The following is a 15,903-nucleotide window of genomic DNA, read 5'->3' as shown; positions in this document are numbered from 1 at the left end:
TTTATTACCTTAAACTCATGAAATTTATAACAATAATTATATTTTTTTTATTTTTTATTGGCCATTTAGATGCACAAAATTCAAATAAAAAATCAATTCAAAAAAAAAGTTTTTTTTATAAAGATGGAGTTGTTTCAATAAACAGATGGTATAGCCATAAAAAATTAGACAGCTTAAAAACTTATTATAAAAATGGTAATTTAAATGAAGTTTTCTATTATAATAAATCAAAATACCATGGAACTTCTTATAAATTAAATAAGAATGGTGATAAAACAACAGAATGGCTTTTTGATAATGGTAAACTCATTGAAAGAAATGACCATATTATTGAATTTAATAAAAGAACAGAAAAAAGAGTAAAAAAAGCACATGCTAAATTAAAGGAGCTAAATAAAAAGCTAAAAGAGAACAAAAAAGATTTTAAATCTATATATCTACGTGCAAATTTAAGAATGTATTTGCGTGATTACACCTTAGCTTTGAACGACTTTCATAAAATTCGAAAAACATTTTTAAAAGCGGATAAGGTTAAGAGAGTTCCTAAAAAAATGCTTGCTAGTGTCTACGATAACCTTGGTAGTATTTATCAAAGTTACGAAATGAGAAATCATACTATTCATTATAAATTCAAGGCTTTAAAAAAATCTCCAAAAGAAAGTAGATTATACCACAACCTTGGCTCTTATCTTGTTACCATAAAAAATTACGATTTAGGTATTTTATATTTAAACAAAGCAATAGAAATGGTACCCAACCATTCGTTTGCAAATTGGGTTTTGGCAATTGCTTATACAGATTTAGGGGATTATAAGAAAGCTATGAAAGCTGTAAATATTGCTTTTAAGAATGAAAAATCTTTATACAAACGTGGTTTAGGAACTGCTGAGTTAGATCTAAGAACTATTCGTGGATTGCTATATCACAAATTAGGAGAATCTAAAAAAGGAATTAACGATTTAGAAGAAGCATTAGAAATTAACAAAGAGAATTCTTTTGCTTTAAGAAATCTTGGAATTATTTATAATGATTTAGGTAATTATAATAAATCTTGTGAATTATTACAGAAAGCAAAAAAATTATGTTATGAAAAAACTCATGATAGATATGATCTAGAAGAGTTTTTAAGATTTTCTTGTAATAATAAAACTTTCGAAAAAACCTCAAAAGAAAACTCTAAGCTTCTATTTATTTATCCAAATCCAGTAAAAAACATCTTAAATATTTATAATTTAGAAAGCACAAATTTTCAATACTATTTATATGATTTTGAATCTAAATTAATAAAAAAAGGAGTTTCTAATAACAACCAAATAGATATAACCAACTTATATGCTGGAGTTTATATTTTAAAAATAAAAAATAAAAGTTCTTACGAAACATTTAGATTGATAAAAGAATAGTTTAAAAAGCTAAGTTTAATTGTAAAAAAAGAAAATTTTAAAGGTTTTTTTTGATTTTTTACATAACTTAACTTTCTATATTTTTAGACTATGACATTAAAATATTATAAGACAAATAATGCTTCTAATTTAGTAGAAGAATTTTATAGCATCTCATATTCAGAAAAAGTTGTTCCTTTAAAATCTATTATAATTCCAATGGGTTTTTCTAGCTTGGCTTATATTTATTCTGATAACCAATACACTATTTTAAATGATAAAATAAGTGAATTAAAAGGACTATCTTTATTTGGGCAATCTGATAAATCTTATATGATGTGTGTAGATTCGCCTGGTTTTTGCTGTGGAATAAGTTTTAAACCTACTGCTTTACACAAACTTACCAACTTAGATCTTTCTAAATTTGTAAATAGGCATTCTGCTTTTCATCTTACAAATACCCCATTTTCTAAAAAATTAGAGCATTTGTTTGTAAAACATAAAGAAAATTCTAAAAATCTATTCAAAGAGTTGGAACTTTTTATACCTTCTTTGCCAATTAAAGAAACCAAAAACACCTTAATAATTGATGCAGTTATAGAGGAGATACATACAAAAGAGGGGTTAGTTTCTGTAAAAGATATTTTAGAAATGGTACCTTTTTCTCAAAAAACATTAGAAACTAAATTTAAAAAAATAGTAGGCTTAACACCTAAAAAATACACTAAATTAAAACGGTTTTTAAATTTAATGAGAAAATATGAAAAAGATCAAATTAATTTAAAGGATTTAATTTACATGTATGATTATTATGATGAGTCTCATTTTTCTAAAGATTTTAAATTATTTACGGCTAAATCTTTTAAAAGCTATTTTAAAGAAGATTATTTAATTGTAAAAAAAGCACTAAAAAAATAGGAATTACGATTTTTTACAAAGATTATAGAATTACTATTTATATTTTTGCAGTATAAATAACAATATTTAAATTTATTAGGGGAATATTTAAATATTAATTCTTTACAGAAAGAAAATTTATAAAGTAATATAGTTGCTATGAAAAAAAGGTCGAATATTTTATTCGACCTTTTTTATTTACAGATTTAGTTTGAACTCTCTTTCTTTTTAAGCAAATCTCTTCAGATTGTGTTCTAGAATAAACTCTTAAGAAACCCTAATAATTACTCAAATTTTAAATATTTAATTAAATCAATTTTTGTGGCATTAAAAGCTTTTAATCCTACAATCACAAAAACTAAAATAGACAATACAATTGGTGTAATTATAAATGGTAAAATTGGCATATCTATTCTATACACAAAATTTTCTAACCAATTTACCATAAAATAATAAGCAATAGGAATTAAAATTATTGATGCAATTAAGGTGATTTTTAAGAAGCTTTTAATTAACTGAAACATAATTTCTTTTACAGATGCTCCTAATGTTTTTCTAATAGCAACCTCTTTTAACCTTTGCTGAATTGTTAATGTTGCCAATGCAAATAAACCTAACAAAGAAACTATAATTACCACAGATGTTAATATAAAAAACAAGGTTTGTTGATTTTGGTATTTTTTATAAGTTCTTGCAAAACGATCATTTAAAAACTGTGGACTAAATGGATACCCTTGTTCTATGTTTTTTTTCCAATAACTTTCTATATATTTTAGAGTTTCCTGCATATTTTCTGGTTTTATTTTAAACTGCATTTTCCAGAAATTTTGTTTCATCCATCCAAAAGTATTCCAATGCATCAGCATCATAGGTGGTATTTTAGCATCCATACCATTAATGTGGTAGTCTTTAATCATACCAATAACATTCAAATCTTGGTCTCCATAACCAGCATTTAATTTCTTACCTAATGGATCATCATAAATATTGAATGCTTTTGCCAAAGTTTCATTTATTATTACGTTGTTTATAGTATCTGATGCTCTGTTTTCTTCTAAAAGTCTACCTTTTAAAAGTTGAACGTCCATAGTTTGCAAATAGTTAAAATCAATTGCATTTCCATTAGTTTGTACAGCAATATCTTTATAATTTACGTTTGTAGAGTTAGAACTTCCTCCTCCAATGATATATGAATTACTTGTAATTACATCTATATTTGGGTGTTTTATCAATTCTTTTTTTGCCAATTGATATTTTTGATATCTGTTTTCATAATCATTCATAGAAACAAATACTACTTGATCTCCTTTAAAACCAAGGTCTTTATTCATCATATAATCTACTTGATTGTAAATAATTAAAGAAGCTGTTAAGAAAAATCCTGAAATTAAAAATTGTAGTCCCAACATGATATTTCTTGCAAAAACACCTTTTTTACTTCTAGAAATATTTCCTTTTAAAACTTCTACAGATTTAAATTTAGACAAATAAATTGCAGGAACAATCCCAACTAAAATAGATACTAATATGGCTAACAAACCAACTTTAGTTAACAATCCTAAATTTAGAATTGAAATGTCCTTTTTCATAAAATCATTAAAGTATGGTAAAATTAATTCCACCAAAATTAAACTCAATACAAATGCAATAAAACCTTGCAATACAATTTCTGATGAATATTGCCTAATAAGTGAAGTTTTAGATAAACCCAAAGTTTTCTTTACACCTACTTCTTTAGCTCTTTGGGTTGCAGAAGCAATTGATAAATTGATAAAATTTACACAAGAAATAATGATTAATAAAATTGATAAAGACAACATAATGATTATCAATTGATAATTTCCTTTTCCTTCTGGACCAGCATCATCTGCTATAGTTTTTAGACGAATATCTTTTAGAGGTTCAAAAATTACGGTTGTTCCGTATTTTTCGTTAAATTCTTTAGGATCAATGCCATCTTTTTTTGCTTGTGGTTCTATGGCATTTTTATACCAAACATCATTTGCTTTTTTATTAATTTCACGTAAAACAATATTTTTATTCGTTTTTATAAATAGGTTTTTAGAAAAATTCCCCCAATGATTATTGGGTTGTTCTTTAAATTGAGTAACAACTTGTGGCATAAAATAATGTTTACCCACTATTTTATAAACTGTTGTAATTATATAAGATCTACCTCTAAACGTTATTGTTTTGCCTACAGCAGATTTATTTCCAAAAAATAGTTTTGCTTGTTTTTCTGAAATGGCTGCATTAGAGTTTACTTTTTTAAAGGTTGCTACACTACCTTCTATTATTTTAAAAGGAAAAAAATCGAAAAAACTGTTACTACCTCTTAGCATATCTCTAGTAAAAATGTCTTTACCATCAACTTTTACTACAAAATCTCCATACCAACCATCGCTTAAATAATAATTGGTAACTTCTGGTATATCCTCTTTATATTTTGCTCCTTCCACATCTGTGCTACTGTCCCAAACATCTCCATCAGACATTTTATGAATTACTCTGTAAATTTCATTTACATCTGTATTAGTAGCATTGTAACTTTGCTCATCATTAAAATATAATAACACAATTAATAAACCTGCAAACCCAACAGTTAATCCTAAAATATTTACTAAGATATTTAACCAGTTCTTTTTACTATTTCTAAAAAATATTTTAAACCATGTTTGTAACATAATTATTCGAATTTTAAATATTTAATTAAATTAATTTTTGTAGCATTGTAAGCCTTTAAACCAACTACAGCAAAAACCAAGACAATTAAAATAATTGGCGTAATTATATAAGGTAGTATTGGCATATCTATTCTGTAAATAAAATTATCTAACCAATTTTGCATAAAATAGTATGCTATAGGAATTAAAATAATTGAAGAAATTATTACGATTTGAAGGAAATTTTTAAGCAATTGAAACATAATTTCTTTTACTGAAGCACCTAAAGTTTTGCGTATAGCAACTTCTTTTAATCTTTGCTGAATTGTTAAGGTTGCTAAAGCGAATAAACCTAAAAGTGATATTAAAATTACTAGAATTGATAGTATTAAGAACATAGTTTGCTGCTTTTGATACTTATCATAGGTTTTAGCAAAATTTTTATCTAAGAATTCGTAGGAGAAAGGATATTTGGCATCGACATTTTGTTTCCAAAATGCTTCGATTTCAGAAATAGTTCTATCCATATTATCTGCTTTTATTTTAAATTGAATTGCTGGCATCCAACCATCAGGAAAATCAAGAGCTGTCCAAAGCAACATAAACATTGGTTTTATTTCTGTATCAAAACCATCAAAATGATAATCTTTTATCATACCAATAACTTCAAAACCAGGTTGATTGTCATCTAACCAACCAACATTTAATTTTTCTCCTAAAGGTTTATCATAAATTCCTATTTTTTTTGCAGCTGTTTCGTTAATAATTATTTTTAATGTATCTGATGCATATTTTTTAGAGAAATTTCTGCCTTTTAAAAGTTTTATTTTAGCAAAATCTAAATAGTTATAATCTACCAAATTAGATGCAGAATTAAAGCCAACATCATTTATTTTATGGTTTAAAGATGTTCCATTTACAAAACCATCTCCAGGCACAAACATACTAGAGGTAACAGAAATTATATTTTCATTTTTAGAGAGTTCTTGTTGCGTTAATAAGAATTTTTTATACTCATCTTTAATATTAAAAACTTCTACAGATAAAACTTGATCTTTATCAAAACCTAAATCTTTTTCCATCATATAATTAATCTGATTTCCAACAATTAGCATGCTAATAATAAAAAAACCTGAAATTAAAAATTGAAGCCCAAGCATTATATTTCTTGCTAAATTTCCTTTTTTAGTTTTAGAAATACTTCCTTTTAAAACTTCTATGGCTTTAAAATTTGATAAATACAAAGCAGGAATACTGCCTACAAAAAGAGAGATAAAAATGGCTACTAAAAATAATATGAATAATGAATTGGCATGAAAAATTGATATGTCTTTCTGAACAAATTCATTAAAAAAAGGTATTGCTAATTCTACTATAATTAAAGCCAAAATAAACGAAACTAATCCTTGTAAAACAATTTCAAATACATATTGATAACGTAATTGTTTTTTTGATAGACCAAGAGTTTTCTTTACGCCAACTTCTTTGGCTCTTTGACTTGCAGAGGCTACAGATAGGTTGATAAAATTTACACAAGAAATAACAATTAAAAGGATTGATAAACTCAATAAAACCATTAATAATTGATAATTTCCTGTTCCACTTGGTCCTGCTCTTCTTGCTTTTGTGTGCAAATAAATGGTATCTAATTTATCTAAAAGTACTGTTGGTATTCCATAACGTTTATCAAATTCTTTAATAGATACTCCAGCTTCTTTAGCATAAGGTTTGTAAGCATTTGTTATAATTTGATTCATCTTTGTTTTTACATCAGATAAATCTGAACCTTTGTCAATTCTACAAAACAATTCATTATTATGATTCCCCCAATTTACTTCAAAAGGTTCAGGAAACTGAATTAACAATTCTGGTTCTTGGTGTGTATTTTTTGGTAGTTTATAAACACAAGTAACCTCATAATTCTTATCGTTAATTTTTACGAAATTCCCTACTGCTTTTTCTCCTTTAAATAGGCGATTTGCATACACATCTGAAATGGCAATATTGGTTCTTGTTTCTGCAAATTTTTGCACAGAACCTTTAATAATTTCAAATGGAAAAAAATCGAAAAACTGTGGTTCTGTAAATATTACTTTGTCTGTAAACTCAAAATTATCATCAACTTGTAAAACTCTACTCCTGTAGTGTAAACCAACCATAACAGACTCTAAAACCTCTGGAATTTCTTTTGGGTAGGTTAAATACATTCCAGCATTTACAGAATACCAAACTTCACCAGATTTTGGCTGTTTAATGTTTACTCTGTAAACATCATCTTTATTTGGGTTCCATTGATTGTAACTTTTTTCTTCATTTAGATATAGTAAAATGATTAACAAACCTGCTAAACCTAGTGTTAATCCACTAATATTTATCAACGCATTTAACCAGTTTTTTTTACTGTTTCTAAAAAATATTTTAAACCATATTTGTAACATTCTCTCTATTTTTATTTTGATAAAGACGCAAAACGTTTATTCTTTTCTCTTTATACTTTTTACAAAAAATCATCATATAGAATTGTAGAAATCATCGTTCACTCAAATATTATTAAAACTTACATCTCTTTTCTATCTTCTATTTTCTTTACTTCCTACTTCCTACTCCTAACTTCACACTCCAAACCAAAATTTACTGAACCAACACATCTACTTTATGCTCGTTTGTTTTTTCAGAAATTACTTCTCCATCTTTTAAGGTGATAATTCTTGACGAAAACTGCGCATCGTAAGCAGAGTGTGTAACCATAACAATTGTTGAACCTGTTGCATGTAATTCTGTTAGTAATTCCATTACATCATTACCGCTTTTACTATCTAAATTTCCTGTAGGTTCATCAGCTAAAATCAACTTTGGATTGGTTACCAAAGCTCTAGCAACTGCAACTCTTTGTTGCTGACCTCCAGATAATTGTAATGGAAAATGTTTTGCTCTATGAGCGATACCAATTCTGTGTAAAATTTCTGTAACACGTTGTTTTCTTTCTGATGCCTTTACTTTATTGTAGATTAAAGGAAGTTCTACATTTTCATAAACTGTTAGCTCATCAATTAAATTAAAGTTCTGAAATACAAAACCAATATTTGCTTTTCTTAAACTCGCTCTTTGTTTTTCGTTGAAATTTGCAACTTCAGTTTCATCAAACAAATAACTTCCATCATTTGGTGCATCAAGCAAACCTATAATATTTAACAAAGTTGATTTTCCACAGCCTGAAGCTCCCATTATAGAAACGAATTCTCCTTCTTTTACTTCTAAACTCAACTTGTTTAATGCTGTTGTTTCTACTTCTTCTGTTCTGTAAATTTTTACTAAATCTGTTATTTTTATCATTTTTAAGCCCATCTTACTCTTCCAAAAGGGAAGAAAATCAGTGTGGATACTGTGTTTTAAATTAAACTTCTATTTTTTATTTTATGAAATAGTTCTAGACTGCGCTCTAACTGAAACTATTTTTTTACTGAAATCTGCAACTGCCAATTACAGATTGAATACTGCAACTAAAAACTATCTGTTTTATATTTATTTTATACCTACAAGGTTTTTGAAACCTTGCAGGATATTTGTGAAAACTGCAACTGAATACTGTAAACTAATTTTACTCAATATTAACTTCTTCCACGTCTTTAAAATCATCATAATTAGAGGTTATAACTCTATCTCCTTCCTTTAATCCTTCTAAAACTTCATAATAAAAAGGATTTTCTCTACCTATTTTTATACTTCTTTTTACGGCTTTGTTATTACTATTTAAAACAAAAACCCATTTACCATTGGTACTTTGATAAAACAATCCTTTAGGAATTAACAAAGCTTCTGTTTTGCCAGATAAAAACATTTTTGTTTTTAAAGACATTCCTCTTTTTACAGAAGATGAAAGTGAATCTTTTTCAAAATTTAATTCAATTTTAAATTGCCCACCAACAATTTCTGGAAACACTTTAGAGATGTGAATCTTGTAATCTTTATCTTCTACTTTTACACTACCATGAATCCCTTCTTGCAATTTGGAAATGTAATATTCGTCTACTCTTGCTACCAATTTATAACCATCTAAAACATCTATTTTTCCAATAGGTTGCCCTTGCTTGTAACTTTCTCCTAAAATTGGGTTAAAAGAAGACAATAAGCCATCTACAGGTGCTTTTACAAAGAAGTTTTCTTTGTTTTTACGCAATAATTCTAGGCTTTTTTCCATATTTATCAAAGAAGAATTTATACGAGACAACTGTACATCTCTACTCTTCTTTTCGCTAGAAACACTTTTTTTAATGACACCACTTCTTTCTTTTTGAAAAGTATATTCTTGACTCGTTTTTTGATAATCATTTCTTGCAATTACTTCTTTTTTATATAAAGTAGAATCTAATTTATATTGTCTTGAGGCATTTCTGAAATCATTATCTATACTTAACAACTGTTGGTCTAAACTCAATTGCTGATTTTTAATATTAACTCTTAAATTTCTAAGATTATTAATTTGCTCAACCATTGCTGTTTCTTGGGTTAGATAGTTTAGTTCTGCATTAGGGTTATAAACCTTTAAAAGTGGTGTTCCTTTTTTAATTGTTTGTCCACTTTCTACAAATATTTCTGAAACAGAACCTCCTTGAATCACATTTACCAAAACAGAGGTTTTTGGCTCAACTGTGCTATTAAATAGTACTACATCTTCAAAATCTCCTTTTATAATTTCACGAATGCTAATAGTATCTTTTTCTAAATTTACTTGCTTTTTTCTTGTAGCATTCATTAAAATAACCGCTAATAAAAGTAAAGTTGGAATACCCCAGATTAACATCTTTTTTGTTTTTTTATTTTTTGGTGTAATTTGCTTATCCATATTTTTCAAATTCGTTTGATAACTATTATGCCACAAATATGCCATCAAAAAACAATTTATAATGATTTGATTTTTAGATACTTAAGATTTACAGCGATTTTTAATATGTTCAAAATCGGACATTTTTTTGTTCATAATCAAACAAAACACTAATTATGTGCTATGAGAAAAAAAGAAGCAACTATTTTAATTGTAGATGATGATGATGACATTCTGTTTTCAGCAAGAATTAGTTTGAAAAAATACTTTTCAAAAATAATTACAGAAAATAACCCACAGCATATAAATGCACATTTAACAAAAAACACAGTTGATGTTGTTTTGTTAGATATGAATTATAGAATTGGTTTTGAAGACGGAAAAGAAGGTTTGTATTGGCTAAAAAACATCAAAGAAATTAGCCCAGAAACTACCACCCTTTTAATGACTGCTTTTGGAAGTGTAAATTTAGCTGTAGATGCCATTAAAAAAGGCGCAACCGATTTTATCTTAAAACCTTGGACCACAGAAAAACTCTATGCAGCTGTAAATGCTGGTGTAGAATTGGCACGTTCTAAACGAAAAAATACGCAATTAGAAACCATACAAAAACATCAAGATAAAGAATTTCATCAGAAAACAGAACATATTATAGGCGCTTCTTCTGCAATGCAAACTGCCATGAAATTGGTGAAAAAAGTAGCCCCAACAGATGCCAATGTTTTAATTTTAGGTGAAAACGGAACTGGGAAATTTGTATTTGCTAAAGAAATTCATTTGCAATCTAACAGAAAAAATCACCCTTTTATTCATTTAGATTTAGGTTCTTTAAATGAAAATTTATTTGAAAGTGAATTGTTTGGATACGTAAAAGGTGCTTTTACAGATGCACATAAAGATACTTTAGGAAGATTTGAATTGGCAAAAGGTGGTACCATTTTTTTAGATGAAATTGGAAATTTACCAATCCATTTACAATCTAAACTATTAACGGTTATTCAAAACCGAAAAATTACACGTTTAGGAGAAGGAAAAGAAAGAGAAATTGATGCCAGAATTATTTGCGCAACAAATGCGCCAATTCATAAAATGGTTGAAGAAGAAACGTTTCGTCAAGATTTATTATTTAGAATAAATACCATTGAATTGAACTTACCTCCTCTTCGTGAAAGAACCAATGATATTCAACTACTAGCCACTCATTTTCTAAAAAAATTAACCCAAAAATATCGCAAAAAAATAACCAATTTTACTTCAGAAGCTTTAAAAGCAATGGAAAAATACCATTGGCCAGGAAATATTAGAGAAATAGAACATATTGTAGAAAGGGCTGTAATTATTACAGATAATAATGAAATTGAGATAGGTGATTTGCATTTTTCTTCAAAAAAAATTGATGTAAATTTAGGCGAGAATTTAAATTTAGAAGAAACCGAAAAAGTGCTAATTCAGCAAGCAATTACAAAACATCAAGGCAATATTTCTAAAGCTGCAAAAGATTTGGGTTTAACAAGAGCTGCTTTGTACAGAAGACTAGAAAAACATCAATTATAAATGGGAAAACCACAATATATTCAAATTGTAATTCGATTAATTTTATTGATTATTAATGGAGTAATTATCGTTTACAGTTTTAAAAAAGGTTTTATTGTAAATACTATTGGCTTTTCTTTATTCCTTTTATTTCAGTTTTTCCTTTTTACTGAGTACATAAAAAAACTATTTACAGATATTGAAAAATCTATAGATTGTTTACTTTTTGATGATTATTCTAACACCATTCCTGCTAAAAAAAGAAAGAATCCGTTACATAATAAAACAGCATTATTATTAGAAAAACACAGGAAACAAAATTTATCTAAAACTTCAGAACAACTTATTTTTACGAATATCATAGAAAGTTTAGGAATTGGAATTTTAATTCTGAAAAAAGATTTGAATGGAGAAATATCGGTTTTTCAAATTAATAAAGCCTTTGCTAACTTTTTAAAAATCCCCAAATTTTATAACTGGAAATTACTACAAACTAAAATTGGAGAATTATCAGCTTTTATAAAAGATTGGAAAGAAATTAGAAACACCATTTCCTTAAAAATAAACAATGATAAAGAAAATTTTTTCCTAAAAACTGCTGTTACTCAAACCAATGAATTTGAATACTTGGTAGTTTCTTTAGAAACCATTCAACAATTAATAAACAAAAAAGAAAAAGAAGCTTGGTATAAATTAATGAATGTAATGTCGCACGAAATTATAAATACCATTACCCCTATTAGTAGTTTGGCAGAAAACTTACACTCTCTAATACAAGAAGAAAATACAGATGAAGATACTATTGACGAACTTTCTCAAGGTTTAAGTATTATTAAAAGACGTTCCTTACATTTAACTTCTTTTGTAGATACGTACAGAAAATTGGCAGAGTTACCTTTGCCAAATAAAAAAGAAATTAATTTAACTGAAACAATCTGCAATACATTAGACTTGTACAAACAAGATTTTTTAAATAAAAAAATAAACTTAATTTTTAATGCAGAAAATAATTTTATTATAAATGCCGATAAAAATCAAATAGAACAAATCCTCATCAATTTAATTTCTAATTGTTTGTATGCGCTTGCAGAAACCAAACATCCAGAAATTGAAATTCGACTTTCCAAAGATAATAACAGACTACATTTAGAAATTTCGGATAATGGAATTGGTATTTCTAAAGAAATTAAAGACAACATTTTTGTACCTTATTTTACGACAAGAAAAAATGGCTCTGGAATTGGATTAACACTTACCAAAAGTATTATTGAAGCGCATAAAGGAACTATAAATTTTATTTCTAAAAAAGGAAAAACAACATTTACAATAACATTTATACTTTAATTTAGGTACAAATTTGAAATATAAATATCCTATTTTTTTAGGTAAACCACGTTATTTATTGCTAAAAGTTGATGCTTTAGAGATTACTACAATTTCTTGAGCTTTTTTTTCTTATTCAAAAAAAAAGCAAGTGCCATTCATCTTCACTCAAAATAAACTCCAAGCTTAGTTTTTTAAAAAGTTCCGAAATATTTTTTTAAAACTGTCACATTTTAACTTTTGAGTTGTCATTTAATAAAACACTTTAAAACTCAAATAAAAATGAAAAATAAAATTACACTTTTAAGTATTTGTCTTTTTTTAACGGCAACAATAAGTTTTGCTCAAAAAACTGTGGAAGCTTCCAAAATTATGAAAGATATTAAAGCAGGAAAAGCAATTTCTTACAAAAACGCAACTATTGTTGGCACTTTAGATTTTACTTATATGGATGAAGCTATGGCTAAACTTCCAAAAAGAAGAAAAAATAGCTGGTGGAATGGAAGTTCTGACAACTCTGTAAAAAAACTAATAGATGTAAAAATTTCTTTTACAAACTGTACCTTTAAAGACGATGTACTAGCCTACATCCCAGATGAAGATAGTGGTTATACTTTTGTTGCCAGTTTTGAAGATAGTACCATTTTTAAAGACTGTAATTTTGAAAGAAAAGCTATGTTTAAATATTCTCGTTTTGAGCAAAATACAGATTTCTCTGGAAGTTCTTTTGATGATGATACTACTTTTAAGTATGCCAAATTTGACGACGATATTAGCTTTGCAAACACTACTTTTGATGAAGAAGCTACTTTTAAATATTCAAAATTTAAAAAGAATGTAAGTTTTTCAAACGCTGTTTTTAAAGACGCTGCTATTTTTAAGTACACACAATTTTATAATGGGGTTTCTTTCCAAAACACTAATTTTGAAGAAGATTTAAATATAAAATATATGAAAGTTTCTGGCGATTTTAATATCACAAACATGAAAGTTGCTTATGATATCGATTCTAAATACACAAAAATTAATGGAAGAAGCTTTAGTAAATACTTAATCGATAAAAAATAGGTATTAATACCTATAGCCATTTTAAAAACATATTTTAACTTGCAGACCTAATGATATAGGTTAGGTTAGGGGCTAACCCATAACAGATTTAGCTAACTTCTTCCTAAAGAAGTTAGCTTTCTTTTTTTATATTATCTACTACTAATTTTCTAAAATTAGCTACAATATTTTATTTCTTAGCTTTCAACTAAAAATAGATATTTTACACAAGAAAAACTCTTTTCTTAAGTATTTGTCAAATCAAGTTAAAATTCATAATTTGCCTTACTTAAATTAAAATATATGGCAGTAGAAATTACACGATTATTTGATTTTCCTTATTATCAACTAGAAAATTACAATTTAAAGGATGCATTTACTTCTAAAGCAAGTGGTAAATGGGAATCTATTTCTACACAAGAATATATAGACCAAGCAAACCTTATAAGTAGAGGGTTGATAGAATTAGGCGTAAAACCGAATGATAAAATTGCAGTAATCTCTTCTACTAACAGAACAGAGTGGAATATTTGCGATATTGGAGTTTTACAAACTGGTGCTCAAAATGTACCTATTTATCCAACAATTTCTAAAGAAGATTATGAGTATGTTTTAAATCATTCAGAATCCATTTATTGTTTTGTTTCTGATGAAGAAGTCTTAAAAAAAATCAATAAGATTAAAAAAAATACTAAATTAAAAGAAGTTTTTACTTTTGATGATATTAAAGGAGAAAAAAGCTGGAAAGAAGTATTAGAACTAGGTCAAAATGAAAGCAATCAAATTATTGTAGAAGACAGAAAAAAGAATGTAAAAGAAGATGATTTAGCTACATTAATCTATACTTCTGGAACTACAGGAAAACCAAAAGGAGTAATGCTTTCTCATAAAAACATTGTATCTAATGTTTTAAGTTCTATGGAAAGAGTTCCTTTAGACTATGGTCGCTCTAAAGGATTAAGCTTCTTACCTATTTGTCATATTTTCGAGCGTATGATTTTATATCTATACCAATATTGTGGAGTTTCTATATACTTTGCAGAATCTATAGAAAAGTTGTCCGAAAATGCGCAAGAAATAAAACCAAACGTAATGACAGCAGTACCACGTTTGTACGAAAAAATTTATGACAAAATCATTTTAAAAGGAGAAGCCTTATCTGGAATAAAAAAAGGATTATTTTTCTGGGCAGTAAATTTAGGTTTAAAATACGAACCAAATGGTGCAAATGGTTGGTGGTATGAAAAACAATTAGGCTTGGCTAGAAAATTAATTTTTTCTAAATGGCAAGCTGCTTTAGGTGGAGAGTTGAAATTAATGGTTTCTGGAAGTGCAGCTTTACAGCCAAGATTAACAAGAGTATTTGCAGCTGCAGGAATGCCAATTATGGAAGGTTATGGTTTAACAGAAACATCTCCAGTTGTTACAGTTAATGACCAAAGAAATAAAGGTTTTAAAATTGGTACAGTTGGTAAAATTATTAGTGGTGTAGAAGTTAAAATTATAGAAACTGGCGAGATTTTGGTAAAAGGACCAAATGTAATGCAAGGCTATTATAAAGATAAAGAAAAAACCAACAGCGTTATTAAGGATGGTTATTTTCATACAGGAGATAAAGGAACAATTGATGAGGATGGATTCTTACAAATAACAGGAAGAACCAAAGAAATGTTTAAAACTTCTGGAGGTAAATATGTAGTTCCGCCTTTATTAGAAGGAGAATTAAAACAATCTTTATTTATAGAGCAAGTAATGGTTGTTGGTGAAGGCGAAAAAATGCCAGCTGCAATTATTCAACCAAATTTTGATTTTGTAAGAGATTGGATAAAACATAAACAAATAAAAGTTGGAGATTCTAACGAAGAAATTATTAGTTCTGAGAGAGTTATAAAAAGAATTCAAAAAGAAGTTGATAAATGCAACAAAAATTTTGGAAAATGGGAACAAATAAAACGTTTTGAACTTACTCCTGATGAGTGGTCTATAGATGGTGGACATTTAACACCAACTATGAAAATGAAACGTGCTATAATTAAAAAGATTTATCAAGATTTGTATGATAAAATATATAGTGCATAATTAATACTTGTGTAGACTAAACACGCAAAAGCTATAAATAAAAAGAGGTTGTCTAAAAAGTTAATTTAGTTGTCATTTTGGGCTTAATGGCAAAAAATGGTTGGTAAAAACCTCTGAATCCCTTTGTAATACTGATTAAATTAAAAGTTTATTGAAA

10 protein-coding genes are annotated in these 15,903 nt (G+C 27.2%); 6 read left to right on the top strand and 4 right to left on the bottom strand.

Going from position 1 to position 15,903, the window contains the following annotated elements:
* The first annotated feature begins 17 nt into the window (after positions 1-17).
* On the top strand, positions 18-1,403 hold the full coding sequence (locus ACY2RW_RS06825; RefSeq protein ID WP_490121962.1) for a T9SS type A sorting domain-containing protein: 1,386 nt from the start codon (positions 18-20) through the stop codon (positions 1,401-1,403).
* Between the two features lie 90 nt (positions 1,404-1,493).
* Positions 1,494-2,300, top strand: a complete 807-nt coding sequence (locus ACY2RW_RS06820) for a helix-turn-helix domain-containing protein (protein WP_490121961.1) — start codon at positions 1,494-1,496, stop codon at positions 2,298-2,300.
* A gap of 263 nt (positions 2,301-2,563) precedes the next feature.
* On the opposite strand, the gene ACY2RW_RS06815 is transcribed toward ACY2RW_RS06820, so the two are convergent.
* The 4 genes from ACY2RW_RS06815 to ACY2RW_RS06800 all read right to left on the bottom strand — a co-directional run bounded on the left by ACY2RW_RS06815 (position 2,564) and on the right by ACY2RW_RS06800 (position 9,785).
* Positions 2,564-4,963, bottom strand: a complete 2,400-nt coding sequence (locus ACY2RW_RS06815; RefSeq protein ID WP_490121960.1) for an ABC transporter permease — start codon at positions 4,961-4,963, stop codon at positions 2,564-2,566.
* Between the two features lie 2 nt (positions 4,964-4,965).
* On the bottom strand, positions 4,966-7,380 hold the full coding sequence (locus ACY2RW_RS06810) for an FtsX-like permease family protein (RefSeq protein ID WP_490121959.1): 2,415 nt from the start codon (positions 7,378-7,380) through the stop codon (positions 4,966-4,968).
* A gap of 193 nt (positions 7,381-7,573) precedes the next feature.
* Complete coding sequence (locus ACY2RW_RS06805) at positions 7,574-8,275, bottom strand: ABC transporter ATP-binding protein (protein ID WP_490121958.1); 702 nt, start codon at positions 8,273-8,275, stop codon at positions 7,574-7,576.
* Between the two features lie 265 nt (positions 8,276-8,540).
* A complete protein-coding gene (locus ACY2RW_RS06800; RefSeq protein ID WP_490121957.1) occupies positions 8,541-9,785 on the bottom strand; it encodes an efflux RND transporter periplasmic adaptor subunit in 1,245 nt (414 codons plus the stop codon).
* 162 nt (positions 9,786-9,947) lie between these two features.
* Here ACY2RW_RS06800 and ACY2RW_RS06795 point away from each other — a divergent pair, with 162 nt between their 5' ends.
* The 4 genes from ACY2RW_RS06795 to ACY2RW_RS06780 all read left to right on the top strand — a co-directional run bounded on the left by ACY2RW_RS06795 (position 9,948) and on the right by ACY2RW_RS06780 (position 15,746).
* Complete coding sequence (locus ACY2RW_RS06795) at positions 9,948-11,318, top strand: sigma-54-dependent transcriptional regulator (RefSeq protein ID WP_490121956.1); 1,371 nt, start codon at positions 9,948-9,950, stop codon at positions 11,316-11,318.
* Positions 11,319-12,641, top strand: a complete 1,323-nt coding sequence (locus tag ACY2RW_RS06790; protein ID WP_490121955.1) for a sensor histidine kinase — start codon at positions 11,319-11,321, stop codon at positions 12,639-12,641.
* Between the two features lie 261 nt (positions 12,642-12,902).
* The gene (locus tag ACY2RW_RS06785; protein WP_490121954.1) at positions 12,903-13,688 is read left to right on the top strand and encodes a pentapeptide repeat-containing protein; all 786 of its coding nucleotides are present in this window, start codon (positions 12,903-12,905) and stop codon (positions 13,686-13,688) included.
* Positions 13,689-13,970: 282 nt separating this feature from the next.
* Positions 13,971-15,746 (top strand): AMP-dependent synthetase/ligase, encoded by a 1,776-nt coding sequence (locus ACY2RW_RS06780; RefSeq protein WP_490121953.1) that lies wholly within the window; start codon positions 13,971-13,973, stop codon positions 15,744-15,746.
* The last annotated feature ends 157 nt before the right edge of the window (positions 15,747-15,903 follow it).

The organism is Polaribacter sp. 2305UL8-11, from assembly GCF_058147165.1.
This window is presented reverse-complemented; position numbering and strand designations above follow the sequence as displayed.

What these genes read in the sequence shown, in the direction of transcription:
- ACY2RW_RS06825 (WP_490121962.1), top strand. Translation starts at nt 18, where the DNA reads ATGAAATTTATAACAATAATTATATTTTTTTTATTTTTTATTGGCCAT.
- ACY2RW_RS06820 (WP_490121961.1), top strand. Translation starts at nt 1,494, where the DNA reads ATGACATTAAAATATTATAAGACAAATAATGCTTCTAATTTAGTAGAA.
- ACY2RW_RS06815 (WP_490121960.1), bottom strand. Translation starts at nt 4,963, where the DNA reads ATGTTACAAACATGGTTTAAAATATTTTTTAGAAATAGTAAAAAGAAC.
- ACY2RW_RS06810 (WP_490121959.1), bottom strand. Translation starts at nt 7,380, where the DNA reads ATGTTACAAATATGGTTTAAAATATTTTTTAGAAACAGTAAAAAAAAC.
- ACY2RW_RS06805 (WP_490121958.1), bottom strand. Translation starts at nt 8,275, where the DNA reads ATGATAAAAATAACAGATTTAGTAAAAATTTACAGAACAGAAGAAGTA.
- ACY2RW_RS06800 (WP_490121957.1), bottom strand. Translation starts at nt 9,785, where the DNA reads ATGGATAAGCAAATTACACCAAAAAATAAAAAAACAAAAAAGATGTTA.
- ACY2RW_RS06795 (WP_490121956.1), top strand. Translation starts at nt 9,948, where the DNA reads ATGAGAAAAAAAGAAGCAACTATTTTAATTGTAGATGATGATGATGAC.
- ACY2RW_RS06790 (WP_490121955.1), top strand. Translation starts at nt 11,319, where the DNA reads ATGGGAAAACCACAATATATTCAAATTGTAATTCGATTAATTTTATTG.
- ACY2RW_RS06785 (WP_490121954.1), top strand. Translation starts at nt 12,903, where the DNA reads ATGAAAAATAAAATTACACTTTTAAGTATTTGTCTTTTTTTAACGGCA.
- ACY2RW_RS06780 (WP_490121953.1), top strand. Translation starts at nt 13,971, where the DNA reads ATGGCAGTAGAAATTACACGATTATTTGATTTTCCTTATTATCAACTA.